The organism is Sediminibacterium sp. C3 (genome assembly GCF_000508085.1).
In the GTDB taxonomy this organism is placed as follows: Bacteria; Bacteroidota; Bacteroidia; order Chitinophagales; family Chitinophagaceae; genus Sediminibacterium.
In genome coordinates this window covers 333,111-357,541 of record NZ_KI669560.1, presented here as the reverse complement: position 1 = coordinate 357,541, position 24,431 = coordinate 333,111, and the positions used below count along the sequence as shown (strand labels likewise).

Here is a 24,431-nt window from a genome sequence, read left to right as displayed (position 1 = left end):
TTATTGAAATCGTTTATTATTTTCCTTTCCTTCCCCACGCCCCGTTGTTAAGTTAGTATAAAGTGTCTTGCCAATAATCTTATCTGCAGAAATTTGATAGCCTTTATCCTTATATGTAAAACCTGCTACATTTACACCTCCATTTACTAGCTTTTTATAATCACTTAACATTTTTTTTGAATCAGAACTCCACGAATAGCCTCTATGACTATTGACAGCTTTCGTGTCCATTAAATCAATCCCATCCCATGAATTTGCACCCCCACTATAATCCTTAAAGCCAGCAATCCCTTGCGAATATCCGTAAGCATTTATGGCGGCCCCAAGTGCGAACTTTGAACCTTTCCCTTCCTCTGATAATTTTAAATAATCAGAATAATGTTTTTGAGTAGCACCTTGTACAAGTGAGTTGTCATACATAGCAACATCTTCAAGGGTTTTCAACCCCTTACTTCCACCGCCACCTAAAAAGTTCATCACTACATTGCCTATTGCATAGGATTCATCTTTGCTCCCACTTGATTCAGCGTGAATAGCTGCAGCAAACCCAATTAGAACTTCATTTGTCAACCCCTTCAATTCTGTTTTTTTAGAAATAATATTTCTTTTTTCATCAAGTTTTTTATAATCCCCTTCTTTAACGGCATACACCTTTTTATCATCCCTCCCATCGTTTCCGAGATAGTTACCATCCATAGTATAGTAATCACCAAACATCCCATCAGGGTCAACAAACAAAATTGGATTGTTAAATACATAGGCATAAGGAGTTGTTTTTCTATCTAACTCACTAAGTGGGTCAACCACATGCCACCTCCCAATTTGCGCATCATACATCCTTGCACCATAGTCTAACCAATCAAGTCCACTACCATCTGTAAACTCTTTGCGTTGTTCTTCTTTACCATTGTACTTGAACTTATTTTCTTGAGTGCTATTTAGAGCCTTACTACTCACCCCACCCATTGTTAACCCGAACGGATAGTAATGTGTTTCTTCGAGTAGGGGCCCAGCTTGATGGGTCAGGTTAAAATTATCAAAGAACACTACATCGTTACTCTCGTTGCTGAAGTAAATATACGCATATCCATTCTTTTTTGCGCTTGCACTTCCGTATAATGTTTGTCTACTTTCTTGTACCCATGCACTTACTTGTACTACATAGCTATTGGCTGCATCAAACTTAAACTGTTCGTCAAAAAGCAAGATATGCATATAGGCTTTGGGCTGGTAGGTATAACCCCCTGATGGGCTTTGTGGCGCAAAGACTCCTGTAAATAAGCCGTCTGCTCCAAGGCTACCTGCCGCAGCACTATTGGCTGTTTTTACTGCTGTTCCTGCAGGGCTTCGAGTGCCAGCAATAACCCCTGCAATATGGTTTAAAATGCTGCCTAATCCATTGGCGCTGCTATTGTCTGCATAGTTGTTGTGGTAAAAATAATCTACACTGCTGTAGATATTATCGCCACTCATGACTTTCAGTAACTTTCCTGCCCCTATACTCCCTCCATTCTTGGTGATGCTGAACGCGTAATTCCCGTTGGTACCCGTTGTGCCAAAATTACCCGGTCTGTTCACTCTTCTATTCACAATATCTATGCTATTGCCTGCTGCATCATCCCAGATGGCATTTTGGTTATTGGCTTCCCCACTGCCACTGCCTCCCTCTGCACTTAAAGTAGGGTAATACTGTGTATTCGTTTCATCGGTAAGTACCATACGGGTATTCCCTAAATGGTCTTTGATAAAGTAATCATAGGCTACTGCACCACTGGCTGCTTTGCGCAACCTTCCTTCTTCATGGCCCGCAAACAAAAACATATCATTCTCAAAAACCATATCCCCTAAGTAAAGCGTTGTCTTTACACTGCTACCCTCGGTTACGGTCTTGCTTAACTTTGCGCCACTGGCATCGTAGTTGTAGGTGATATTTCCTTTTGCAGGAACACTGATTTGCTGTGGTAGATTTAAATGATTGTAACCAATAGAACCAATGCCCTTGTTTTTATCTTCAATTAAATTACCGTTGCCATCATAACTGTAATCGTTTGCCGAAGTGTTCGCATCGGTAAAATCACCTAAGTAATTGTTGGTACTTCCCAAAGACACTTCATTTACTGCAAGCAGCTTATTACTGAGAGTGTTTTGGTAAGTATACGACAAGTCATCTATGACCGTGCTACTGATGCCCTTTACGCCCCACTGCTGCATCGCTTTAATATTGCCATTAACATCATAGGCAGAAGACCCATTGACACCATCACCCAGTTGTACACTGTAGTTGATGCCTGCACTAAGATTAAACCCACCACTGGTAAACTGTCCAAAATTGGCTTTTAATAAGCGGTTGGCGGCATCGTATCCAAAATCGTAGCGACGCTTCTCTTCATCACCCATACTTTTCCAGGTAGTACCAGCAATATTACCATTGTACTGGGGGGTATAATTAGCTCCACCTACATAGTTACCTGGCTTATCGTATGCTAATTCAAAACCAAATCTTTTACCCGATCCAGTTAAATAACCCCTATTAACCCCTAGCAACCATCCCCTGATATTGTATTCATAATCCAGTTGTTCTAGGCTCATGTACGGCGCTAATACTTTTTTACTTAATTGACCCAAAGCATCATAACTGTTTTGGCTGATTTGCTTACTGGCAGATAGCGATTGCCCATTCGCCTGACCACTAACGGTTTTGGTAGTTGCAGTAATCCGCCACAAATCATCGTAACTGTGTTCACTCGTAGTTACGATATCACTTGCATTGGCACCCGCTTTTTGCGTTCTTTGTACCACCCGAAGTGGCTGTCCACTAAAACTATATTGTGTGGTAGCAATATCCACTCCACCAGTTATATTGGTGCGCTGTGTTTGTAAAACCCTTCCCTCTTTATCATAGATCAATACACTGTATAAATATCCGCCTGAACCTCCTAGTTGTTTTACCTTTGTACCTGTAACCATTCCATGCACATCATTACTCTTTACCACTCCTCTTGGGTAGGGGAAATTACTATTGTCTTCCGCAGCAAAACTGCCCCAACTAAGGTTCAATGCATCCGATAATCCATAACTAGCAGGGCTCCAACTGTAGTTATCATAGTAGGTTTCAGTGAGCACTTCATTACTCCACCAATGAATAGGATAATCAACATAGCTATCACCATAGTATTGAAAGGTAGCTCTACTGGCTCCTTGAAAAACAAACCCTGTTTGTATTACTCTGTTTACATCGTCATACTTGGTAAACAGCCATTTACCAGCTGCCAACATATTGGCATCACGGGTTAGGGTTACCCGATCCCTTGCATCATATACCATTTCAACGAGACCCGCACCTGGAACTCTTTTTTCAATCATTCTACCCCTGCCATCATAGTTGTATTCAAAACATTGTTCTGCTAGTATTGTGCTATTGATAGACCATCCGTTCTGTAACATATACTCCACCCCTTTGGGTTGTACCACAAGCCTGAGTAAGCCAAAATCATCATAGAGATAATAGGTACACATCCAACCACTATATCCCGCACTAGGACTAGAGCTCTGTTGTACTTTCTTTAAAATCGTTTTGTCGTCTTTGTCCTTATATTCTACCACCTGCTTACCATCTTCATCTATGGTAGTGATTTCACTGAGTTGTCCATTTGCATAAGTGCCCGTTAAACCATAACTGCCACTGCCATACACTGTCCAAATTTTTACGTCGTCACTGGCATCATTAAGTCCATATACCGTATTAACGCCTCTATTACTGCCCGTCCAACTGCTTCCCGGTGCGGTAGTTTTAATCACGCGATTAAGTGGACTCGATTCATAAGTAAGTTGTTGATAAAAATACTGCTCACTTTGACCTGCTAGTTGTGCATTGTAGAATCCAACCTGTTGATCAAATGGATTGTATTTAAATCCACCCTGGTTATCGGTTGCCGCAAAAGGCAGATATACTTGTGGTGTTCTTCCATAAACATCATACTGCTGTGGAGTCACCAGGTCAGCACTTGCTGCTGTTGCGGTTGTTAGCGCACCTTGTTTCACCACTGTTTGTAATACCCTGCCCAACCCATCACTATACATAGTGCTTTGTAAGGCATCCTTAAGTGGCTTGGAACTTATATTTAAATGGTTTTGTTCAGGAGCCCTTAGGTCCCAAACTCGTACATAGTTAATAGGGGTACTACCTGGGTAGGTTCCTTGCCCATAAGTTTGATTATCACATATCAAAATGATTGAACAAATTGCAATCCCCTTTATTATTTTAGCTGCTGGAAACATATTGATCAGTTGTCTTTATCGTTATTGTCCACAAGTATTTGTTTCTTTAACCCTTTTAGTTTTTCCATTGCTAGGGCTTGCTGTGCTTTATGCACTTCTTTAAAAATCTGGTATTGCTTTTTATTTAAGGTTTGTTTAACTGCCTCATTAAAAGTGGTTCTCACTTCTTGTAACATCGCCTTTCGCTTTGCTCCATCTTGGCCAATAAGCGGTAAGCGCATAATAGAATCGGTTTGCCTATCTCTGTTTACATAATGTTGTGACAATGCTTTGGCTTGTGCTTTACTTAAGGATAGTGTATCGGCAAAATGCTTTACCTCTTTATTGCGTAAACTGTCTTTGAATGTTTTTCGGTCTTGTGCTTGTGCAGAAGTAAATGAACACAATAACAAAACAAACCCGATGATATATTGGTATCGCATGATAATAATTTTATTGAATGATGACATAATTGCCGCTTGTTAAACCATAGTTATAAGAACAGTCCCACCAATAACCATAATCGAAATTGTACTCGTACACTAGGGCAGAATAGTTTAACACAATGGCCGTTCCATTGGCAGTAGCGGAATTATAAGATGTGCCATAGCAAGATTGATTTTGGTATGCGGTAGATAGATTGCTTACAGACACTGGAATAGTCCCCGCTGCATCAGAATAAAACCGAACAACAATGTCTGCATAACTATAATTGCCCGACCACCATTGATTTTCATAACTTAATCTTGCATATACCGTTTGACCACCCGCACTTTCGGCTGTATAACATACTTCTGGTTGACCTTGGTAATTATAGCAAATGCGCTTTACGATATTTCCGTCTTGGTCTATTACTAAGGAAAGCCTATTGAAAACATCGTACTCAAAATAGCTGGTTTTACCATTCGGGTTGGTTTGTTCCTTTATACCAGCTAAGGGCTTGTATAGAAAAGTAGTTACTTGTGCTTTAGGCTTACTGCTCTTTAAATTATTACGAAGCAAGTTCAATTGATTTCTTAAATCGGTCTCACCCATTTGTTGTAGATATGTCAAATTTGGATCAGACTGCCCAAGCGCTGCCAATACTTCTGCATAGGTAGCCCCTTCAATTTTGGCTAACACACTGGTTTGATTGATACCCCATACATAAGCAACCACGGGGCCATTTTTGGGACTCATTTGCAAAACATTGCCCTTACTGTCGTATTGATTAAATACTACCTCTGTATCCCATCCATTTGAGCTGGTATTGAAACGTTGTTGATTATTAATATCTATGATTGTACCATTCACCAAACCATAATTATTTAATATGCCACTTTGGGTGAGTCCTCCTGACAAGTACACCTGCTTTGATTCAATAATAGGAGCCAATATATTGCGTGCTACCATTTGATCATATACATACGTTCCCGTAAAATCGAACGGATACTTTAATCTTTGTTCAATTTCTTGTCCTTTACTATTGGTTCTTTTTACTCTCGATGGAAAATAATAGTTGCTGTGGTCGTAATAGTAGTCGGTGATATGGGTTTGTGCAATTCCATTTTCATAAATGGTTTCTGTGCGTTTCTTTAATGCCGATCTTCCATAGTTCATATAATAAGACCTAGCACCATATAAGTTGGCGTTAAAAGAGCCTTGATCATCCCAGAATAACAACCCACTAATAGTATTTCGTGATTGTGGATCGGCACTTGGATAATAAGTATAGTCTTGGTATTCATTATCTAACTGCTTTACAATTGCATTGGCACTATTGTATTGGGTTTCCTTTACTAGTAAACCTTGCGCCCAATCTAGGTCTTGCTTTTGCACATAGGGGAAATTATCTTGGTGAATATGGTAACTAGCAACAGCACTGTATTCACTTATAGAATACCCATTGTTCTGACCATTGCTATTCTTATCCACCTTAACCCTGGTATAGATAACTGGGCTGCCATTAAAATAAGAAAGTGATTGCGTGGGGCTATTGGTTTGATTTAAAAAATAGGCTTTAATAGAATTATAGTTGTCTCTCATTACTGTCCAATAATAGGTCGTATTGGGCATGGTCTGCATGGTACCAGAAGAACTATTATCTGCCTTTACATAACTATAATTGGTTACCACAATATTGCTCGTTGCTCCATTATGGTCTTCTGTCTTTTTTATTCTTAAACCACCAATATTTTTTAATACTCCGTTGTTATAGCCATTGTTGAGTTCATAAGTTAAACTGGTAAAGCCACCCGTTGGATAATTGATCTTCTCTAAAACCCAGGCTTTGGTATATTGTTCAACAGGTAGTGCATCACTAAAAAATAGTGTAAAAGGCTGTCCTGGTGTTGAGATTGTTATAGGAGTACCTGCACTATTGGGAGTGGCTGTTCCTGAGTAATATCCCCATGCATCTTTGTATGCTGAATTTCGAACGGGTAATGGTGTAGCATTGTATTCAAATGTATAAGGAGGAATAATTTGTGAACCTCCAGTCTCTTTTACAGAAGTCAACTTAAGCCTGCGATAATAATCATTAGCGGAATATGGCGGAGGAGTACAAGGGCTGCTCTGTGGGTAACAAGTGGGTGAAACAAAATAATCATATTCTAAAATAAATTTCTTTTGAAACGCATTGTTTTTTATCACCACATCGGTTAATGCATAATCACCCACATAATCGACTCTCGCCAAATTATAATTGAAAAATACTTGGTTGCCATTTGGAAAATCAATAGAGCTAATTCTTTGTGGATATAATATCGAAATGATGGAATACCCGTAAGTGGCTTCTGTTGGACCGTTGATATAGCCATATGCCCACTTGGTTCGATAAGAAGTTGCAAAGCCCCCTTCGTATTGTAGTGAATAAGAAGGAGAAGTATAATTAAAAATGATTTCTCTTGCATCACTGGCTGCAATAATCTTTTTCAAATACCAACTGCTAATGTAACTGGGCGAAACTGGTGGAGTAGAGCCTAATGCGCTACTCGAAGATGTCCACTCTTTTTGATTGAATACATATTTGTTACCCCATTCATCCGTAATTACAAATTCATCTATATAAGACATGGTGCCATTGCTATAAACAGCACTAAATGTGATTTTTACATTTTGTTGCGTTACCAACTGCACTTGTCCATTCTTCTTAAAATAAAATTTACCTGCAACCGACCCAACATTAAACTGAAAAATATCACACTCGCCATCCAGCTCCCCTTCCGCAATATTTTTTATGGTATAATAGTCACTAGAGTTGTCGTAGCAAATTCCTTGGTTGGTAGAAGTATATGTGCCAGGTTCTGTATACATATAGTCGAAAACCTGTGTTTGATAGGCTGGCAAATTACCCGTAGACAAATACCCTGCTGTTCCATCATCCGGCCTGCCACGCATCGTTCTTGAAACCACACCGCCAGCATTTAAGGACCATCCCAATCCTACGTTAGCTGCCATATCATCTACCTTATGGCCGCCCGCATGATAACGAAGTGAAACATCTACACTAATACCCTTGTCATTACTTTGGTATTGATACATTGGCACTTGTATACTGGGTATACCCGTGCTCAAGGAAACAGGAATTTCACCAAACTTTCCAATTGCAGATGCATTAGGAGAGGGCGCAATTGGCACTTTTTTTAACTCCATTAATGTGCCCTGCAATTCAACCTGAGCCAACAATTTAGTGCCCATTGTTAAAACCGATAAAGCCAGCCATAAAAATCTAATACCCATATACTAAAAATTAAATCCAGTTCTAAAAATCACTGGTTGTGTATTTACTTGATTTGAAAAATGTAAAAAATCATACAATACTTGTAAGGTTCCTTTCTTCTTTCCTAGTTTGTATTTTTTGCTAATGCCTATTAATCCGCTTTGCTTCCATGTACTCATGGGTTGATTCAAGAGCTCTGAAAGCCGATTAAAAGACTGCATGTAATTTTGTTCGTATCCTCCACTCATGTAAAAGCCCCCTTTAATTTGCCAATCAACGAAACTCCTCAAGCCAAAACCTTCATGGGTTATGCGCATATCGCTTATTCCATTGCCCCAGCCCATTTTATAACTCATCCCAACTCCAATAACGCCTTGACTGTTTAGTTTATAGCCAAGCGTAAAAGCCAAATCACTTGTTACTGGCAATAGCCCATTGGGTCTTAATGATTGAATATTAAAACCCAATTCAATTCTTTGTAAAAAGGATTTTGCTTTTTGGGTATTGGGTTTAAATGATGGCATACCAGCTTCACCATTGCCACCAACTGCATTATTTATTTTGTTTTTAAACGTTTGAAGTTCGCCAGTAGCACTTTGTACCTGCCTCTGCACAAACTGTTGTGGATTTGCGCCAGCAGATTCAAACTGCTGCAGTGCAACACGCATGCTCTGTCTGGTTTGTAAACCATTTATTGAAGCTGCATCTAACTCATTTTCAGCAACCCCCATTCTAAAAATATTGGCTAGCTGGCTGTTCTTTGCGAAGAAGGATTTAAAAGCATCCAACTTGGAAAGCTCTGCCAAGGCGAGTTTTTGTATTTTATCTGGATCCTTTAAAGTTTCGCGATACGATTGTATTTGCTGTTGGTAATAAAATGCCGTTTTTTGTACTTGCTTTAATTGCTTTGCTAATGGCGTGCCAGCTAATGCTACTTGCAATGCTTGTTTTCTATTTTGTAAAAATGTCTTTGTATAATTAGCTATCTGTAATTGTTCTTGCAAAGCAGCAACTGATTTTATACCATTGCCCCCATTTATAAAACTCATCATTGCCTGTACACTATCGAATGCAGGAATATAATTGCGGACAGCTGACACGGAATTGCCCTTTTCCTTCATTAATTGAGTAGGCAAATCTTGGTAAGCAGCAGATGAACTAATTTGTAGATTTTTTGCTTTACTCGTATCCAGCTTCGAAAGCTTTGAAATCAGTTTTTGTTCTTGTTTTTGTAGTTGCGCAAATACTTTATTTGATTTCTTATTTAACAGATACGCTAGCCCATTGTACTTTTTGTCTATATGTTCAAGTAATGCATGATTATAAACAGCAGTGTCTTGAGCTAACAATGTACTCGAACAAAATACCAAGCCTGTTATACTAACTAAAAATTTATTCCGCACTAAATTAATTCTACAGGCCTTTATTACACCCGTGAATCAAAACTAAATTTGCGCCTAAAAACTTTTTGTAAATAAAACAAACATTTTATTGGGGGTTTTTACGAATTGAATTGTAGTAAATCAACTACAAAAAGCATGGAAAACACCTTTTAATAGATAATTTTAGTAAAAATGCAAAAAAGAATTACTTACCCCACTTTTTATTCAGTTTATCAAAGAGATGATTTATGGGCAAAGACGGACTGCTACAGGAAAAAAAATCAATAAGAATACTATTGTGTTCTATGAATGTGTTTTAAAGCTTTTACAAGAATATGAATACCAAAATAAAACAGCAATTGGTTTTAGGCTTTTACCTAAACAAAGCATTAAAATAAATACAATCGAAAAAAAATACTGGTTAAAATTCTACCATTTATTTTCTACGTTTCTTTATAATAAAGGGTATTCTGATGGCTATGTTGGATCAATTTGGAAATCTTTGAAAACATTGGTTCGATGGATTATAAAAGAGAAAGTATTGCCTATTGCTCCTGTTTATAATTGGTTTACGATAACACAAACCCAGTATAACCCCATAATCTTAAGTGTACCAAAATTACAGTTTTTAATCACAGATAAATTGTATACAACTGGATTAACTGCAAACCTCATTCGTGTAAAAGATATATTCCTTGCAGGTTGTACGCTAGGATTAAGATTTTCAGACTTAATGGGCCTAAAGAAAAACAACTTGATAACTGAAGATGGGCAGCTATATATTATTCTATATACAATTAAGACAGGTAGCTATACTAAAATACCAGTGCCAGATTATCTATGTACAATTTTTAAAACTTACAGAACAAATAAGGGTAAGTTTTTATTGCCACAATATTCAAATGCTAGATTTAATATTTTAATTAAACGATTTGGTGAAAAGGTAGGCTGGACAGAACTGCAGCCCAAATATATGAGCTATAAAGGCAAATGGATAGAACAAAAAAAGGGGGTAACAAAAGTTGGCAATATTATGACCACTTAAGTTCTCATACAATGCGAAGGACAGCAATCACTACACTTTTGGTTTTAGGTGTGCCAGAACATGTTGTTAGAAAAGTATCAGGACATGCACCCGGAAGCAAGGAATTTTATAAATATGTTGTAATTGCACAAGGATTTTTAAATGATGAAGTTCAGCAAGCACATAATAAACTAGTGCAACAAAATTCTTGTGTTAAAAGTGATACAAAAAATGCATAAATTAGCATAAGATAGTTTTTGTCTGATCTTTGAAACCATTGCTGGGTATGCTATGTAACTGAATCCATTACTATCCGTTTGGGTTAATAATGGGTGGGGTGAGTTCGAAAGCATCTGGAAGGTTGGAGAATAAAAGGAAGTTTAATGCAGGTTCTGAATTGCAGAGTAAAGAGTTTTCTGATGGAAACGGACTTGAATGGTATGACACTCATTTTAGATCACTCGATCCTCAAATTGGAAGATGGCTACAAATTGATCCTAAGCCAACTGACTTCCAAAGCCCATATGCTGCAATGGGTAATAATCCAATATTAAATAACGACCCATTAGGCGATACAATTATAGATGCACAACTAAGAGGGGATAAAAATTTAAATAAAGCCTATAATACGTTTCTTAGTTCCAAGGCTGGAAAGAGATTTGTAAAATTATACAGCCCAGGGGGGAAATATGGAACAACTACTGTTGAGTTCAAAGTTCGGTCAACTGGCGTTTCTGGAAATACAAAAGTTTTCTCCATTAATAGGGCTGATGGTGCAGCAACCGAGCTTAAAACTGATAAGAAATATAGGAGCATTGATCAAGTTGCAAGTGGTAATAGTAAAGGTAGTTATCTGAAATTTGACGTTACAATACGATCGGATGATATGATTAATTCAGTAGATCAGGCGGAGGGTGCAGAAACTATTTTACATGAAACGCAACATGTAAGAATGGATCAGCAAACTCTAATTTCAGATAAAGCTATGGCCAGTACTTTTATTCAACATAGGGATTGGATGAAACCAGTTACTTCGGGGTGGTATCAAGAAAGATCTGTTTTTTACATAGAGAATCGACAATTGTGGCAAGCTGACTATGAAAGACAGAAATCTCAAGGTAAGGTTAAAAATGAATCTGAATATATCCGAAAAAAAGTCAATGACTTCTTCAACTAAGGGTTATGTATAGACTACTAATATTCTTAAGTCTTGTAATTTTAATTTCATGTAAGAGAAAAGAAAAGCAACACGATTTATCATTACAAAGAACTAAAATAGAAAGAGTATTCTCTTCTATTGAAAAAGAGAAGGCTTTTCTTATCAACTATCAGTTCAATAAGTTGGAGCTGTCAGACGGAATAGTTGTTTTTAAATATTATGATAATGATAGTAATAACTTCGTGGTTAGTTGTGATACTTCAAAGAAAAAATACAATGGGATATTTAATAAAGTCGATACAGTTGTATTTGCTTTAGAAGATGAAAAAATATACAGTGTAAACGGAAAAAATTTTAAATTACTCAAGCTTATAAGAAACAAAGGAATAACAGATGGTGAGATTTCATATTTTTTTTCGACAGATGTAGGATTGTTGGTCAGTAAATCAAATACATGGCGGATAGGGCAAGTGATGGTTCCTAACAAAGATGATAGTGATTATGTAAGATTAACGGCTTTAATGTACAGAGTGTTAACAGATGAGGAGATGTTTAATAATCCGATACCACAAAGCAAGAATAAGTTTACAGACCCCAAAGTTGAATAGCAACTAAGTAAGAATAAGGTCAAGAAAGTTTTGATAAGATTTGTAAATCAATTTTCATTTTTGAATTATTTACTCGGCTCCTTAAAGGAGAGTTAAACAGCTACTAAATTGTGAACTTTACCTTTCGTAATTAAACTAGTATTTTTAGATTATAGAAAAGTTCTTTGATTGAAGCTCTAACGTATTTCTTTATTGTTGCAATATAAAAAATCGAAACTCATTACTATCCGTTTGGGTTAATAATGACGGGTATCTCTTCTAAGGCAGCAGGTAAATTAGAAAACAAATACAAATTCAATGGTGGTAATGAGCTGCAAAGTGGAGAGTTCTCTGATGGTAGTGGTTTAGAGCTTTATGATGCAATGCATAGGAGGTATGATCAACAGTTAGGAAGGTTCAATCAAATTGACGCATTGGCCGATGTGTCTTTACATCAATCACCGTATAATTTTGGCAGCAATAATCCCATTCGTATAAATGACCCATTGGGTCTAACGGATAATATGCCAGTAGGCAAGACAAAGAGTGGTGAAACTATTTATGGTAATGATGACCCCAATGCTTTATACGGAAGCGTAACAGTGACCAGTTCAAAAAAGCACAAAAGCAGTGGAAGTAGTTGGGGTGGATTTAATTGGCCAACAATTCGTAAAGATCAAGGCAAATGGAGTGATGCTATGGCAGGTAGGATACGTGATGGTCAACAATTACATCAAGCAGGTGATCCAAGTTGGTTAGCTGGTCAAGAGAACAATCATATAAGATTTGCTCAAAACGAAAGGGCATATAGACAGATGCAGGCATGGGCTGTAGGTATATTGGCTACGCCAGTTTTAGTTTCCACTGCTCCGGCAGTAGTATTAACTGCGTTAAGAATGAAATTGCAAGCAAATGTCATTGCCGCAGGTGCTGATTTTGGAATTCAAGCTATAGTAAATGGGGGTATAAAGCATAGGTCAATTCTTCAAAACTGGAATCCAGTTAGCACAGCATTATCATTTGGCATAGGAACACCAACACATTCATTAGGGAATATTGCAGGAGTGTCTTTGTTTAACGCAACATTGTCAGGTTCAATCAACCTCTCATCAGCATCAAGAATGGAAGGGTCAGTATTTTCATTTGATGCAAGAGCAATAATTATCAACGCTGCATTTGGCACGGCAGGTGGTGCAATGGGGAATCAATTAAAAGTTGATTTTAGAAATCTCTCACTTGGCGAAGGTGTTTCCCAGTCTATAAATTTTACGGGGGCTATTGTTGACGAGAAAACAAAAAATAATTGATTATGAAGCATACTAAAAAAATAATATCGATTTTAGTGATAGGCTTAATTGTGTTTTGGCTTATCTGGAGTGAATATAAAAATCGACATTTACGAACCCACTTTACAATTACAACGGGACATATTACAGGTATAACAGGCACGTCATACAAAAATAATAATAGGTCAGTGCTATATGATTATGAAGTGGATGGGAAATTATTGCATGGCGAGAATAATCTTGCGCCATGTGTTAAAACGGATAGTCAAGGATTGAGGTTATTACTTGTTAATCAGGAATTCCCTGTTGCTTATGATACTGATAATTTTCAAAAATCTGATATAATTCTTAGGCAAAGAGAGGCTGCATTATATAATTACCAGATACCGCCTTCTCGACAATATATTGATTCAGTATTGTCATGTAAGTAAGCTCTAACAAAGCCACTCTTCACGGGTGGCTTTGTTATTGTGCGAGTTGCTGCACCTGCCTTTTGGTAAGAAAAGCATCAATCAAAGTCTTAATAAGGTTTTTATCATCGGCGTTCATGAGTTCGACCTGTCTGAACTGCTTAAGTAGTTCTTTAACTTTAAGCTGAGAGGCCACAGAATCATCTTCAGCACCCTTCATGATATAATCGGTAGTAGTATCGAATGCGGCAGAGAGGCGTTGCAGCACATCCGAAGAGGAATTAGATTTATTTGTTTCATATCGTCCGGTTTAGTTAAAGGCAGCAGTGTAAAGACAACGCTTTACTTAGGGGATATGGTTTTTGAGAATGATGTGTTTTTATTTGCTGGTCATGAAGAAGGAAGGTTACGCAAAGCAGCCAGTGGTGTAGTGGCTTATGATTACTTTATCAAAGACCATTTAGGGAATACCCGTATGGTACTTACCGATGAAACCAATACACAGTACTACCCCACTTTAAGTAGTGAAGGAGGTAGCGGTAGTGGGGAAGCCAATAACCAAAATGCCATCTGGGATGATGCAGCAGGCAATAGCATAGATATTGTGAATAGAAGAGTGAACAGACCGGGTAATTTTGGCACAACGGGTACCAACGGGAATTACGCGTTCAGCATCACCAAGAATGGAGGGAGTATAGGGGCAGGAAAGTTACTGAAAGTCATGAGTGGCGATAATATCTACAGCAGTGTAGATTATTTTTACCACAACAATTATGCAGACAATAGCAGCGCCAATGGATTAGGCAGCATTTTAAACCATATTGCAGGGGTTATTGCTGGCACTCGAAGCCCAGCAGGAACAGCAGTAAAAACAGCCAATAATGCTGCGGCAGGTAGCCTTGGAGCAGACGGCTTATTTACAGGAGTCTTTGCGCCACAAAGCCCATCAGGCGGTTATACCTACCAGCCCAAAGCCTATATGCATATCCTGCTTTTTGACGAACAGTTTAAGTTTGATGCAGCCAATAGCTATGTAGTACAAGTAAGTGCATGGGTACAAGAAAGTAGACAAACATTATACGGCAGTGCAAGCGCAAAAAAGAATGGATATGCGTATATTTACTTTAGCAACGAAAGTAACGATGTAGTGTTCTTTGATAATTTTAACCTGACCCATCAAGCTGGGCCCCTACTCGAAGAAACCCATTACTATCCGTTCGGGTTAACAATGGGTGGTATATCCTCAAAAGCAGTAGGTAAATTATCCAATAAGTATCAATACAATGGTAAGGAAAAACAGAATGAAGAGTTCAGCGATGGATCTGGATTAGAGTGGTATGATTATGGGGCGAGGATGTATGATAATCAAATAGGACGTTGGATGGTAATAGATCCAAGGACTGATGAAATGCGTAGATGGTCTCCTTACGCTTATGCATATGACAATCCAATACGATATATAGATCCTGATGGTATGGCTCCTACGGAAGACCCTGGCCCTTCATGGTGGAGAACAACGAAATTTTCAGTACGACATCCACTGGCTGCGGCTACTATTGGATATGTTTCTCCTGGTGCAACGAATATTTCTACAAATTCAGCACGTTTTTCTACAAGGGGAAGTTCTGCCGAATCTAAATCATCTGTATTAGAAGAGCCACAAGGGCAAGGTAGCGAAGGTAGTCAGGTAAATGCTTTTAGGCATGTTTTGTGGCAAGCTACAATAACAAAAGAATTTGGCGGAGATATAGCCAATCAGATAGGCAAGGCTCATGAAGATAATCCCAATGCAATTGATGGTAATTCTATCTCCCCTTTTACACAAAGATTTTCAAGCCTTGGAAAGGCAGATGAATCAATTGATTTACTGAATAACGTTATAGGTCGAGAAATCGGAAGTAAGAATAAAGAGCTTGGGATGAGAGATATGGCATTGACAGTTTTAGAAGCATTTCATACAGATGGATTTTATTCAGCAGAGAAAGGTAAAGATGGTAGTTGGAAAATTGTTAAAGGGAAAATATCAGATGAACAATATAATGCACTAAAGACCGTGTTTCAAAAATTAAATAAAGATGGGTTTACTCAAGAAGAACAGAACAAAAGGAATGAAGAGGCAAGGAAGCAACAAGGGCATATTATTAAGTAAAGAGAAGAAATAACAATGAAAATGGTAAATAGAAATACAAATTTTATTCTGCTAATATTACAGTTTTCTGCTTTTGTTATTTTACTTTCTTGTAATGGTGATAAGAGACAAATAAAGTTCGATAAGAATAAATGGGGTGAACAAGCCGACCCACTTTTCCCTTCTCCTTATCGTTCACGAATGCTTACAGACCTTACGATGAATTACAATTTGAAAGGATTAAAGTATTCCAAATTAACTGAACTTTTAGGAGTGCCAGATATAAAAGATAGTAGTTCTTTAACCTATAGAATTTTGATAGATTACAAGCAAGATATTGACCCTGTTTATACAAAGGATTTAAAGATATTCTTTTCAAAAGATGATTCTGTTATAACCTCGTTTACGGTGAGTGAATGGAAGAAACAATAAAAGTAAAGTACCTGTTCTATAAACAACAAAGCCCTCAACCGAGGGCTTTGTTACTATCATTAAGTTCTAAGCTAATTAAGACGAACTTGGTTATTTTTCATTTGCAACCTTCGACAATAGAGCCATGCTAAAAAAGCCCCTTTCAATAAAATTGATAAAGCTATCAAGTCTATTTTTATCATAAAGGTACTCTGTGAACTATCTATCGGGAATGGCACAAAGGCTAACAAATTATCGATGATATACAGGAAAAATGCAACCACAGTTATAACCAAATACTTCGCAATCTTATTTTGTAATCGAACGAATAAGAGTACAAGTCCTCCAAGTAAAACTGCCCATATTAAAAAAACAAAAAAATCATTTCGCTCCCCTATCAGATCTTTAATAATCTCACTAATAGTGCCGCCAATAACCCCTCCCGACAAATAAAGCAGCGCACCTTCGAAAAAGAGCTCTGGAATTAAATAAATTAAGACACACACAAACCATACAACCAAAAAAATTCTATTTGTTTTCATCGGACTTAAATTTTTTATTCCAGTCTTTAAGAGATATCATAACATCCTTGCCATCTTTGTTTCTCTGCATCACTCCTTGGAAAACACCATCTTTATTGACTTTAATTCTAATGTCAATTTTGATATGTACATCACCTTCATTTTCTCTTGCTAAGCCTAACGTCGGGCCAGCAACAGAGCCTCCCGATGTTTCATAATTTCCTAACCAAAGCCCGTTTCCTTTACTATCATAAATCATACTCTCTTGATTAGGAAAATCATCCCCACTGACTGTACCCTTTAATCCTAAAACATGGTCTTTTTTACTATCCCCTTCCATATTTACAGTCAGTTTTGTAAACTGATCAATATCCCACGAACCTTTTTGGGCAGCATTATTCCCGTAAGAATGAACATCTATATTATTATCTTTAGATCGATTGGATATATGAGTTTCGGAGATAGCATCTTTTCTTCCATCAACCGAGTGCGATCTTGAACGTCCACCTGTAGCAGTTGTTTGGCGTGTTTCAGTTTCATAATTGATTGATGCCAACGTACGGTAAGAAGCACCTCTATCTAATGAGTGTCCTCTGTTGTCGCCATAAAAATTTGCAAAACCTGGGCCAAAGGTTTTAAACGGAGCATAACTCCTTGTAGTTATGTAAATAGGGTATTCTCCATTAGGATCAATAAATACTATCGGATTATTTAGGCAGTAATTATAAGGTGACCATTGTACAAGTTTATCCGCTTTCGGGTCATTACTCCACCATCTTCCTATCTGTTGATCATAATTCCTCGCTCCAAAGTCATACAGCTCCAGTCCTGATCCATCTGAGAACTCTGCCGACTGTAATTCCTTTCCTCCGAACTTATACTTATTGGATAATTTACCTGCTGCTTTGGAAGAGATTGCGGCTAATGTACCGCCGAACGGATAGTAATGGGTTTCTTCGAGTAGGGGCCCAGCCTGATGGGTCAGGTTAAAATTATCAAAGAACACATCAACATTAGGTCTAGCATTGCTGACGAAGGTATAAAGATAACAATTTTTTGTAACGGGTAATTCAGTCGGCATGTGTTAGCTCCATTTATCCTGTACTAACTCTTCGTCAGTAAATAGTAGCTGTCGCCTGCCATTAATTTAAGTACAATAATAGCCTCCACTTTGGTGTTATTTCCATTTAATCTCTGTAAAAAACCATTGAGATACTTATTGATACGAGTAGGTTCGAAAATAACTTATTATATAAACTAGTTTCAATGCAAAAAATTATTGATTTTTGGTCACTTTTTAAATATGAAAAAATCTTGCATTTTTGAGTAACTTTAAACTAGATATAACAATTGTGTAATGAAAGTATTATTAGATATTAAAGATAATAAAGCACTGCATTTAATGGAAGTGCTTAAAAGTTTACCATATGTAAAGGCCAAAACAATTTCAGAAGAAAAGGCTTTGCTGATTGAAGAGATAAAAGAAGCGGTAGAAGAACTAAAATTGATAAGACAAGGTAAACTCAAAGGTATACCTGCAAAGCAATTATTAGATGAGTTATAACATTGTAGCGGTTCCTACTTTTAGGAAAGAGTTAAAAAAGTTGGCTAAAAAATACCCTTCTTTAAAATCCGATTTAGTCTTTTTATTTGAGACATTGGAAGAAAATCCGATACTGTATTGACCCCCTAAATAGCTGGACAAGATTGTAACAACAATTAAGTCACTAAATTTAGGAATCATGTCAAAGTCAAGAAGGAGTTTCTCGGCTTCGGAGAAACTGTCAATCATCAATGAAGCAGATCAAATAGGTGTAAGTGCAACCTTACGCAAACACAATCTTTCCCCAACGGTATTTAGGCGGTGGAAGGAGAATTTTAATGAAGGAGGTGTAGCCAATCTTCAATCGTATGTAAAGGTTCGTAATCCAGAACTAGAAGCCCTGGAAGAACAAGTTCGTTTGCTGAAGAACATAGTAGCCAAGCAGCAGATTGAACTTGAGTTCAAAACGGAGCTTTTAAAAAAAAGTCAATTCCACGAGCAGCGTCGGTCGAAGTAATGCAGCAGTTTCAATCACATCCAATGGTAAGCAAACAGGATCTTTTGTCTTGGTCAGGTGTTCCCCGCAGTAGTTTTTATTACAAGCGTAGGGATGGTTTACGTGGTCGTAAACCATCCCAAATGACTGTCAAACAAGACGGAGAACTTGTTGAAAACACCGAAGTGGTGAATCAAGTTGAAATCATCCTGCAACAAGAATTTTGCTGTTATGGCTACAAAAATGTTTGGGATGAACTCAAAGATTTGGGATACATCATTAATCATAAAAAAGTGTACAGGCTGATGAAAATCAACCACTTACTGTTCAATCGTCGCATTGGTTCCACTGGTGTTCCCAGGCAGTTTGTTCGCTTTAGAAAGATTAAAGCAGAAAAACCACTCGAACACTTATGCATGGACATAAAATACATCCATATCCATGGAGCTCAGAGAAATGCTTTGCTGTTGACAGTTATTGATGCTTTTAGCCGAAAAGTATTGACGCATATGCTTCGCTTTAACATCAAAAAAGGTGATGTGATTATTTTACTGTCACTATTACTAATGGAATACAAGATTGAAAACGTAACGCTAAGAAACGACAATGGATCCCAGTTCATTGCAACCGTGGTAAGGCAGTTCTTGAAGGATAAAGGCGTTAACCAGGAATTTACCCATGTGGCTACACCAGAGGAAAATGCCTACATAGAATCGCTTCACAGCAATGTTCAAAGAGAAGTGGTTGAACGCTACGAGTTCGAATCCATTTATCATGCGCAATTGATTTTTAACCGCTATTACGAGTGGTATAACAATCACAGAAAGCATGGCTCATTGGGCAGAAAATCACCAGAACAGTTCTTGCAAATCTTTAACCAAAATTCCGTACCCTATAAAACAGAAAAAAAATCAGAAATTGTCTCAAATTTTAACCCCATTTTGTCCAAAAATTAAGGGGTCGATACACAAGTGCACCAGTTAGCTCCTTAATCTTTTTGGACAATGCCAAGTGTTGTTGATTTTCATTCATAGTTGATAATAAATCTAATGAATGATTTTGGGATAAATCCTTTGTGGATTGCTTTAAAATAAATAGCCTTAGGGTGTTCCTATTGACTCCATATTTACGGCATGCCGTTTTCTTTGGCATTCCCCTTTCCTGAATTTCTCGGACAATTTCTAACATTTCCTCTTCGCTTCTCCGCCTATATGGTTGGCTACTGGGGAAACTAGGCTTTGACTTTTTTTGAACCTTTTCTGTCATGCTGAATAGTTTTTTGACAAGCTATTTCAGGACTAGACAAATCAGTGTTCCTGCAAAAGGAAATATCACCTACAACTACGATGCCAGTGGCGCTAAGTTAAGCAAGACCGTAACCGAGGGTAGCAGTGTAAAGACAACGCTTTACTTGGGGGATATGGTTTTTGAAAATGATATGTTTTTGTTTGCTGGTCATGAAGAAGGAAGGTTGCGCAAAGCAGCCAGTGGTGCAGTAGCCTATGATTACTTTATCAAAGACCATTTAGGGAATACCCGTATGGTACTTACCGATGAAACGAATACACAGTATTACCCTACTTTAAGTGCAGAGGGAGGCAGTGGCAGTGGGGAAGCCAATAACCAAAATGCCATCTGGGATGATGCAGCAGGCAATAGCATAGATATTGTGAATAGAAGAGTGAACAGACCGGGTAATTTTGGCACAACGGGTACCAATGGGAATTACGCGTTCAGCATCACCAAGAATGGAGGGAGTATAGGGGCAGGAAAGTTACTGAAAGTCATGAGTGGCGATAATATCTACAGCAGTGTAGATTATTTTTACCACAACAACTATGCAGACAATAGCAGCGCCAATGGATTAGGCAGCATTTTAAACCATATTGCAGGGGTTATTGCTGGCACTCGAAGCCCTGCAGGAACAGCAGTAAAAACAGCCAATAGTGCTGCGGCAGGTAGCCTTGGAGCAGACGGCTTATTTACAGGAGTCTTTGCGCCACAAAGCCCATCAGGCGGCTATACCTACCAGCCCAAAGCCTATATGCATATCTTGCTTTTTGACGAACAATTTAAGTTTGATGCAGCCAATAGCTATGTGGTACAAGTAAGTGCATGGGTACAAGAAAGTAGACAAACATTATACGGCAGTGCAAGCGCAAAAAAGAATGGATATGCGTATATTTACTTCAGCAACGAGAGTAACGATGTAGTGTTCTTTGATAATTTTAACCTGACCCATCAAGCTGGGCCCCTACTCGAAGAAACCCATTACTATCCGTTCGGGTTAACAATGGGTGGGGTATCTAGTAAAGCTGCTGGAGCTCTTGAAAATGACAAGAAATACAATGGTATAGAGTTAATCGCGGACTTAGGATTAGCCACTTATGATGCTTTCTTTAGAAATCTAGACCCACAAATTGGAAGATGGTGGCAGATAGATCCGAAGATTGAAAACATGGAGTTGTGGAGCCCTTATGCATCTAATTATAATAACCCAATAAGATTTAGTGATCCATTAGGTGATGAGCCATGTTGTGAAGAATTATGGAAAGATATTAAAAGTGCTGTTAAAGAAACAGCAACTGCTACCTATAATGGTGCTGTAAGACTTGCAAGAACTTTCAATGCTTACTTAAATCCAATTGCAAGTATTGTTGAAGTGGTAACAGGGAAAAGTACTGAGAGTGATTTTACTGATGCTAAGCCTCGCTCAATATCTGGGATGGAAGCTGCGATTTCAATTATTCCAGGAGCAAAATTAGAGGGAGCTCTTATTAAAGCTAGTGAAGTTGCTGTTGAAAAAGCAGCTATTAAAACGGCAGTAGGTACAGAAATAAAAGGATTTACCAAACATGGTGTTGAAAGAGCAATCGAGCGAGGTGTTAAACCTGCAGCTATACATGATGCGATTAAAAATCCTCTTAAAGTTGGAGAAGTTGTAACAGATAAAGCAGGAAGGCAGAGTCAGAGATATGTTGGTAAAACAGCAGAAACTGTTGTTAATCCACAAACGGGTAAAATAATATCCGTTAATCCAACATCAACAAAGAAAGCAGAAGCGTTAATTAAAAATGCTAACGAGCAATGATAGTAAAGTTAAGTGCAAACCAATACGAATTTTTAAAAAACACACTTGGAAAAGAAAGGAGTGATTTATTCAAGCATTTGTCTAATGGTAATGGTGTCGCCATCGGAATTAACGATGAGGTTGTAATAGAAATCCGTGACTGGGTAGGTGAAAAATTGCAGAAGGAGGGATTTGATGAGAATTATGAATTGAATGAAAATGGTAAAATCTTGGAGCAGTTAGAAGACCTTTTGTATAGTTAAATACTCCGTTGCGTAAATCAATTTACAAAGACACTCCATAAAAACCGCAGTGGCTTTGTTTATTGCGCTATTTTTTGTACTTTTCTTATATTAAGAGCGACATTAATAAAGGTGACAATGAGTCAAGTTTCTTGTTCGTTTTTAACTAAATATTATTCTACCAGACCAGCTTCGATTTCTTTAATGATCAGCCTCGCCTTTTCAACGGTTGTTTCAAAATACTGCGCCATGATCTTTCCCATTTCGCTTGTCGCGGGATCTATCGTATTCCGTGCAATGATTCCTAATACCCGATTGTATAATACTGGTGTCTGGCTAACAATTGTTTTCAACTCTTTACCCAAAACCTTAGCTGCAATCAATAACAATCCATTCCTGCCATCATCTGTTGCATGTTCCACTAAAAACATATCTGCATGATCTTCCCAAATCTGCTCCTGTTTAATATCAAAAAAATGGTCTAGTATTTCCGAGACATCTTTAATATCATCACCACGTACTTCCGGCCTGTCGTCCCAGGCAATTAGTTTCAAGAGAACAATACCACTTAGTGTTGCAAACTTGAAACGATGATTTTCATCTAACTCGAGTTCCGGTAATCCTAGGTTGTACACCTCATTAAATCCATCTACATGAACGCTTGTATATCCTGTTCCCAGTACGGTCACTTTTCGATCATCATCTTCAATAGCACCAAACGGCAAAAGATCAATCTCCGTTCCGTCTTTCCACATCACAATGAAGGCGTTGTCATGAAAGGGCTGAAAACCTTCTACTTCTATGAGATATTTCTTTAGATCTTCATAAACACCATTGTTATTTATAAACACTGCAAAGTCAACATCTCCGGTCGTGCGTTTCGGTGTTACTTTATGTATCGCGCTCAGCCATGCATTACGTGATACAGCTCCTACCAAATAATAATCTATTCCAAAGCATGTAAACCCACGCTCTAGCGCTGACATGGCTTCACTAAATTTGGGCTCTAATCGCAGGCCCTCAAAATTTGTCTTGTAGAAATTGCTCATAAATTTTTTGTGCTGTTTCAATGCATCTTCTATCTCCTGTGTTCATCAAATCAACATAGACCAATAGGGGATGGACTATATTTTGATTTTCTTTTTCATTATACCAAAACTTCTGGTATGCTTTCACAGGCCCGTTCTCATCTGGTATAAGTCTGTAATGGCGAATCAGCTCTTGTTTGGTTTCAAGGGTATATAAGGTGAGTTCCCCTGGTTTTAAATAATTGGTCAAAAGATCCGCAGCTGGTTCTGCTCCCCACATTGTGATGGATTCCAACTGAATATTTTTCCATTTAATATAATCTTCGTCTTTTAAGAATCGAAAACTTCCCAGTTTTAAAGAAGGTTTCAGTTTCTCTTCATAAGCTACCATCCATCGCTCCAACAATTCTTTCTTGTTCTGCAATTGATAACGACTCCTATCTAACTGCAACAAGAACCCCTGATGCTTTAAATCATTCATGATTACATTTATGTTCCCAAATACGGTCCCAGTTCGTTGCGCAATCTCACGGTAGGTTAAATTTAGCAATGCTGGTTCCAGCATAAAATGAAACAATAGTTTCACGCCTGTTTTAGTAAACGCCCGCCCTGTTTTTTCTTTCACTCCCAACCCTCGTATCGCTTTTTGCCCATCAATCCACAACATCAGATCCTTTCCTTTATAGAATACATTCCCATTGGTTTCCAAATATGCAATATTCTCTTTCCGAAGCTCTTCTTTCATTTTTGGATATATCTGTCCAGCAATTACCATCAAAGGATCAAACTTAGTTTTAAGTCTAACTAGGTGAGCAAGCTGGTGCCCTCTGATATAATTCTTAACTTCAAGAAAGGCCATATGTACTTTCCCATCCAACGTAAAATGGAATACCCCGTCAATTCCTGGGGCAGAAATCACCGTAGCTACAATCCCGGTGTGTACTTCCAGCTGCTCCAAGGCATCCTGTATGACCTGTTCTTTTATCATGTTTACAAATTTATCTTATTTGATATTAATAAACAAGGAAAATAAATAAACAAATGCCATGTTTATAGCGATATAAAAACAATTTATATCATTTTGTTTTCTAAATTTATTTGTTTATTATTGATAAACAAATAAAAATAATAAACAAATATAAAAAAAGTAAATTCAAACTTGATTTAAGGATTGTAATCAGAAATAT

General features: G+C 37.8%; 23 protein-coding genes. 13 read left to right on the top strand and 10 right to left on the bottom strand.

Translation table 11 applies throughout. From position 1 onward, the window contains the following. From F777_RS0101730 to F777_RS0101715, 4 genes are read right to left on the bottom strand one after another with little or no spacing between them, the layout of a single operon-like run. Complete coding sequence (locus F777_RS0101730; protein WP_026750539.1) at positions 1 to 4,278, bottom strand: DUF6443 domain-containing protein; 4,278 nt, start codon at positions 4,276 to 4,278, stop codon at positions 1 to 3. 5 nt (positions 4,279 to 4,283) lie between these two features. Next, complete coding sequence (locus F777_RS0101725) at positions 4,284 to 4,700, bottom strand: hypothetical protein (protein WP_152530831.1); 417 nt, start codon at positions 4,698 to 4,700, stop codon at positions 4,284 to 4,286. A 10-nt stretch (positions 4,701 to 4,710) separates the two neighbouring features. Beyond that, positions 4,711 to 7,977, bottom strand: coding sequence for a hypothetical protein (locus F777_RS0101720; RefSeq protein ID WP_026750537.1), 3,267 nt, complete (start codon positions 7,975 to 7,977; stop codon positions 4,711 to 4,713). Positions 7,978 to 7,980: 3 nt separating this feature from the next. Then, positions 7,981 to 9,360 (bottom strand): class III extradiol ring-cleavage dioxygenase family protein, encoded by a 1,380-nt coding sequence (locus tag F777_RS0101715; RefSeq protein ID WP_152530830.1) that lies wholly within the window; start codon positions 9,358 to 9,360, stop codon positions 7,981 to 7,983. A gap of 202 nt (positions 9,361 to 9,562) precedes the next feature. Between F777_RS0101715 and F777_RS0101710 the strand changes: the two genes are divergently transcribed. From F777_RS0101710 to F777_RS0101685, 6 genes are all read left to right on the top strand, one after another. Continuing rightward, positions 9,563 to 10,384, top strand: a complete 822-nt coding sequence (locus F777_RS0101710) for a phage integrase SAM-like domain-containing protein (RefSeq protein ID WP_369791993.1) — start codon at positions 9,563 to 9,565, stop codon at positions 10,382 to 10,384. Between the two features lie 11 nt (positions 10,385 to 10,395). Beyond that, positions 10,396 to 10,602 (top strand): hypothetical protein, encoded by a 207-nt coding sequence (locus F777_RS0101705; RefSeq protein ID WP_026750534.1) that lies wholly within the window; start codon positions 10,396 to 10,398, stop codon positions 10,600 to 10,602. Between the two features lie 122 nt (positions 10,603 to 10,724). Further along, complete coding sequence (locus tag F777_RS0101700) at positions 10,725 to 11,540, top strand: RHS repeat-associated core domain-containing protein (RefSeq protein ID WP_235785873.1); 816 nt, start codon at positions 10,725 to 10,727, stop codon at positions 11,538 to 11,540. A 5-nt stretch (positions 11,541 to 11,545) separates the two neighbouring features. Then, positions 11,546 to 12,130, top strand: a complete 585-nt coding sequence (locus F777_RS0101695) for a hypothetical protein (protein WP_026750532.1) — start codon at positions 11,546 to 11,548, stop codon at positions 12,128 to 12,130. Positions 12,131 to 12,339: 209 nt separating this feature from the next. Continuing rightward, on the top strand, positions 12,340 to 13,416 hold the full coding sequence (locus tag F777_RS0101690) for an RHS repeat-associated core domain-containing protein (RefSeq protein ID WP_255326563.1): 1,077 nt from the start codon (positions 12,340 to 12,342) through the stop codon (positions 13,414 to 13,416). A 2-nt stretch (positions 13,417 to 13,418) separates the two neighbouring features. After that, positions 13,419 to 13,826, top strand: a complete 408-nt coding sequence (locus F777_RS0101685) for a hypothetical protein (RefSeq protein WP_037369026.1) — start codon at positions 13,419 to 13,421, stop codon at positions 13,824 to 13,826. Between the two features lie 34 nt (positions 13,827 to 13,860). Here F777_RS0101685 and F777_RS17860 read toward each other — a convergent pair whose 3' ends face one another. Beyond that, positions 13,861 to 14,073, bottom strand: coding sequence for a hypothetical protein (locus tag F777_RS17860; RefSeq protein ID WP_152530829.1), 213 nt, complete (start codon positions 14,071 to 14,073; stop codon positions 13,861 to 13,863). Positions 14,074 to 14,160: 87 nt separating this feature from the next. Between F777_RS17860 and F777_RS17100 the strand changes: the two genes are divergently transcribed. Next, positions 14,161 to 15,954, top strand: a complete 1,794-nt coding sequence (locus tag F777_RS17100) for an RHS repeat domain-containing protein (protein ID WP_051408353.1) — start codon at positions 14,161 to 14,163, stop codon at positions 15,952 to 15,954. Between the two features lie 21 nt (positions 15,955 to 15,975). Then, entirely contained in the window at positions 15,976 to 16,365 is a 390-nt protein-coding gene (locus F777_RS0101670) for a hypothetical protein (protein ID WP_152530828.1), read from the top strand. 71 nt (positions 16,366 to 16,436) lie between these two features. Here the strand turns inward: F777_RS0101670 and F777_RS0101665 are convergent, their stop codons facing one another. Both F777_RS0101665 and F777_RS17095 read right to left on the bottom strand, forming a co-directional pair. Further along, positions 16,437 to 16,886: a hypothetical protein gene (locus F777_RS0101665; protein WP_026750528.1), complete on the bottom strand. Its 450-nt coding sequence runs from the start codon at positions 16,884 to 16,886 to the stop codon at positions 16,437 to 16,439. Further along, entirely contained in the window at positions 16,873 to 17,946 is a 1,074-nt protein-coding gene (locus F777_RS17095) for an RHS repeat-associated core domain-containing protein (protein WP_026750527.1), read from the bottom strand. Before F777_RS17095 ends, F777_RS0101665 begins: the two co-directional genes overlap by 14 nt. A gap of 276 nt (positions 17,947 to 18,222) precedes the next feature. Between F777_RS17095 and F777_RS0101655 the strand changes: the two genes are divergently transcribed. The 3 genes from F777_RS0101655 (at position 18,223) to F777_RS15305 (ending at position 19,860) form a co-directional block, all read left to right on the top strand. Next, positions 18,223 to 18,429, top strand: a complete 207-nt coding sequence (locus F777_RS0101655; protein ID WP_026750526.1) for a hypothetical protein — start codon at positions 18,223 to 18,225, stop codon at positions 18,427 to 18,429. Positions 18,430 to 18,607: 178 nt separating this feature from the next. Continuing rightward, positions 18,608 to 18,925, top strand: a complete 318-nt coding sequence (locus F777_RS0101645) for a transposase (RefSeq protein WP_026750524.1) — start codon at positions 18,608 to 18,610, stop codon at positions 18,923 to 18,925. Further along, on the top strand, positions 18,925 to 19,860 hold the full coding sequence (locus F777_RS15305; protein ID WP_081720438.1) for an IS3 family transposase: 936 nt from the start codon (positions 18,925 to 18,927) through the stop codon (positions 19,858 to 19,860). Before F777_RS0101645 ends, F777_RS15305 begins: the two co-directional genes overlap by 1 nt. On the opposite strand, the gene F777_RS0101635 is transcribed toward F777_RS15305, so the two are convergent. Beyond that, positions 19,835 to 20,170 (bottom strand): transposase, encoded by a 336-nt coding sequence (locus F777_RS0101635; RefSeq protein WP_026750523.1) that lies wholly within the window; start codon positions 20,168 to 20,170, stop codon positions 19,835 to 19,837. The two genes, F777_RS15305 and F777_RS0101635, sit on opposite strands and share 26 nt — an antisense overlap. On the opposite strand from F777_RS0101635, the gene F777_RS0101630 reads away from it, so the two are divergent. Both F777_RS0101630 and F777_RS0101625 read left to right on the top strand, forming a co-directional pair. After that, a complete protein-coding gene (locus F777_RS0101630) occupies positions 20,169 to 21,995 on the top strand; it encodes an RHS repeat domain-containing protein (RefSeq protein ID WP_026750522.1) in 1,827 nt (608 codons plus the stop codon). The two genes, F777_RS0101635 and F777_RS0101630, sit on opposite strands and share 2 nt — an antisense overlap. After that, entirely contained in the window at positions 21,992 to 22,237 is a 246-nt protein-coding gene (locus F777_RS0101625; RefSeq protein WP_026750521.1) for a hypothetical protein, read from the top strand. The genes F777_RS0101630 and F777_RS0101625 overlap by 4 nt, the downstream gene beginning before the upstream one ends. A gap of 152 nt (positions 22,238 to 22,389) precedes the next feature. Here F777_RS0101625 and F777_RS0101620 read toward each other — a convergent pair whose 3' ends face one another. Beyond that, the gene (locus F777_RS0101620) at positions 22,390 to 23,202 is read right to left on the bottom strand and encodes a hypothetical protein (RefSeq protein WP_201767557.1); all 813 of its coding nucleotides are present in this window, start codon (positions 23,200 to 23,202) and stop codon (positions 22,390 to 22,392) included. A 34-nt stretch (positions 23,203 to 23,236) separates the two neighbouring features. Then, positions 23,237 to 24,232 carry a type IV toxin-antitoxin system AbiEi family antitoxin gene (locus F777_RS0101615; RefSeq protein WP_026750519.1) on the bottom strand — a complete coding sequence of 332 codons (996 nt, stop codon included), beginning with the start codon at positions 24,230 to 24,232 and terminating at the stop codon, positions 23,237 to 23,239. Positions 24,233 to 24,431: the final 199 nt, after the last annotated feature.

Bases quoted from the DNA above. Each gene is read 5' to 3' on its own strand.
- F777_RS0101620 (WP_201767557.1), bottom strand. From the start codon at position 23,202: ATGTCAGCGCTAGAGCGTGGGTTTACATGCTTTGGAATAGATTATTAT.
- F777_RS0101645 (WP_026750524.1), top strand. From the start codon at position 18,608: ATGTCAAAGTCAAGAAGGAGTTTCTCGGCTTCGGAGAAACTGTCAATC.
- F777_RS0101725 (WP_152530831.1), bottom strand. From the start codon at position 4,700: ATGCGATACCAATATATCATCGGGTTTGTTTTGTTATTGTGTTCATTT.
- F777_RS17095 (WP_026750527.1), bottom strand. From the start codon at position 17,946: ATGCCGACTGAATTACCCGTTACAAAAAATTGTTATCTTTATACCTTC.
- F777_RS15305 (WP_081720438.1), top strand. From the start codon at position 18,925: ATGCAGCAGTTTCAATCACATCCAATGGTAAGCAAACAGGATCTTTTG.
- F777_RS0101730 (WP_026750539.1), bottom strand. From the start codon at position 4,278: ATGTTTCCAGCAGCTAAAATAATAAAGGGGATTGCAATTTGTTCAATC.
- F777_RS0101705 (WP_026750534.1), top strand. From the start codon at position 10,396: ATGCGAAGGACAGCAATCACTACACTTTTGGTTTTAGGTGTGCCAGAA.
- F777_RS0101625 (WP_026750521.1), top strand. From the start codon at position 21,992: ATGATAGTAAAGTTAAGTGCAAACCAATACGAATTTTTAAAAAACACA.
- F777_RS0101615 (WP_026750519.1), bottom strand. From the start codon at position 24,232: ATGATAAAAGAACAGGTCATACAGGATGCCTTGGAGCAGCTGGAAGTA.
- F777_RS0101670 (WP_152530828.1), top strand. From the start codon at position 15,976: ATGGTAAATAGAAATACAAATTTTATTCTGCTAATATTACAGTTTTCT.
- F777_RS17100 (WP_051408353.1), top strand. From the start codon at position 14,161: ATGGTTTTTGAGAATGATGTGTTTTTATTTGCTGGTCATGAAGAAGGA.
- F777_RS0101665 (WP_026750528.1), bottom strand. From the start codon at position 16,886: ATGAAAACAAATAGAATTTTTTTGGTTGTATGGTTTGTGTGTGTCTTA.
- F777_RS0101655 (WP_026750526.1), top strand. From the start codon at position 18,223: ATGAAAGTATTATTAGATATTAAAGATAATAAAGCACTGCATTTAATG.
- F777_RS0101720 (WP_026750537.1), bottom strand. From the start codon at position 7,977: ATGGGTATTAGATTTTTATGGCTGGCTTTATCGGTTTTAACAATGGGC.
- F777_RS0101630 (WP_026750522.1), top strand. From the start codon at position 20,169: ATGCTGAATAGTTTTTTGACAAGCTATTTCAGGACTAGACAAATCAGT.
- F777_RS0101685 (WP_037369026.1), top strand. From the start codon at position 13,419: ATGAAGCATACTAAAAAAATAATATCGATTTTAGTGATAGGCTTAATT.
- F777_RS0101635 (WP_026750523.1), bottom strand. From the start codon at position 20,170: ATGACAGAAAAGGTTCAAAAAAAGTCAAAGCCTAGTTTCCCCAGTAGC.
- F777_RS0101695 (WP_026750532.1), top strand. From the start codon at position 11,546: ATGTATAGACTACTAATATTCTTAAGTCTTGTAATTTTAATTTCATGT.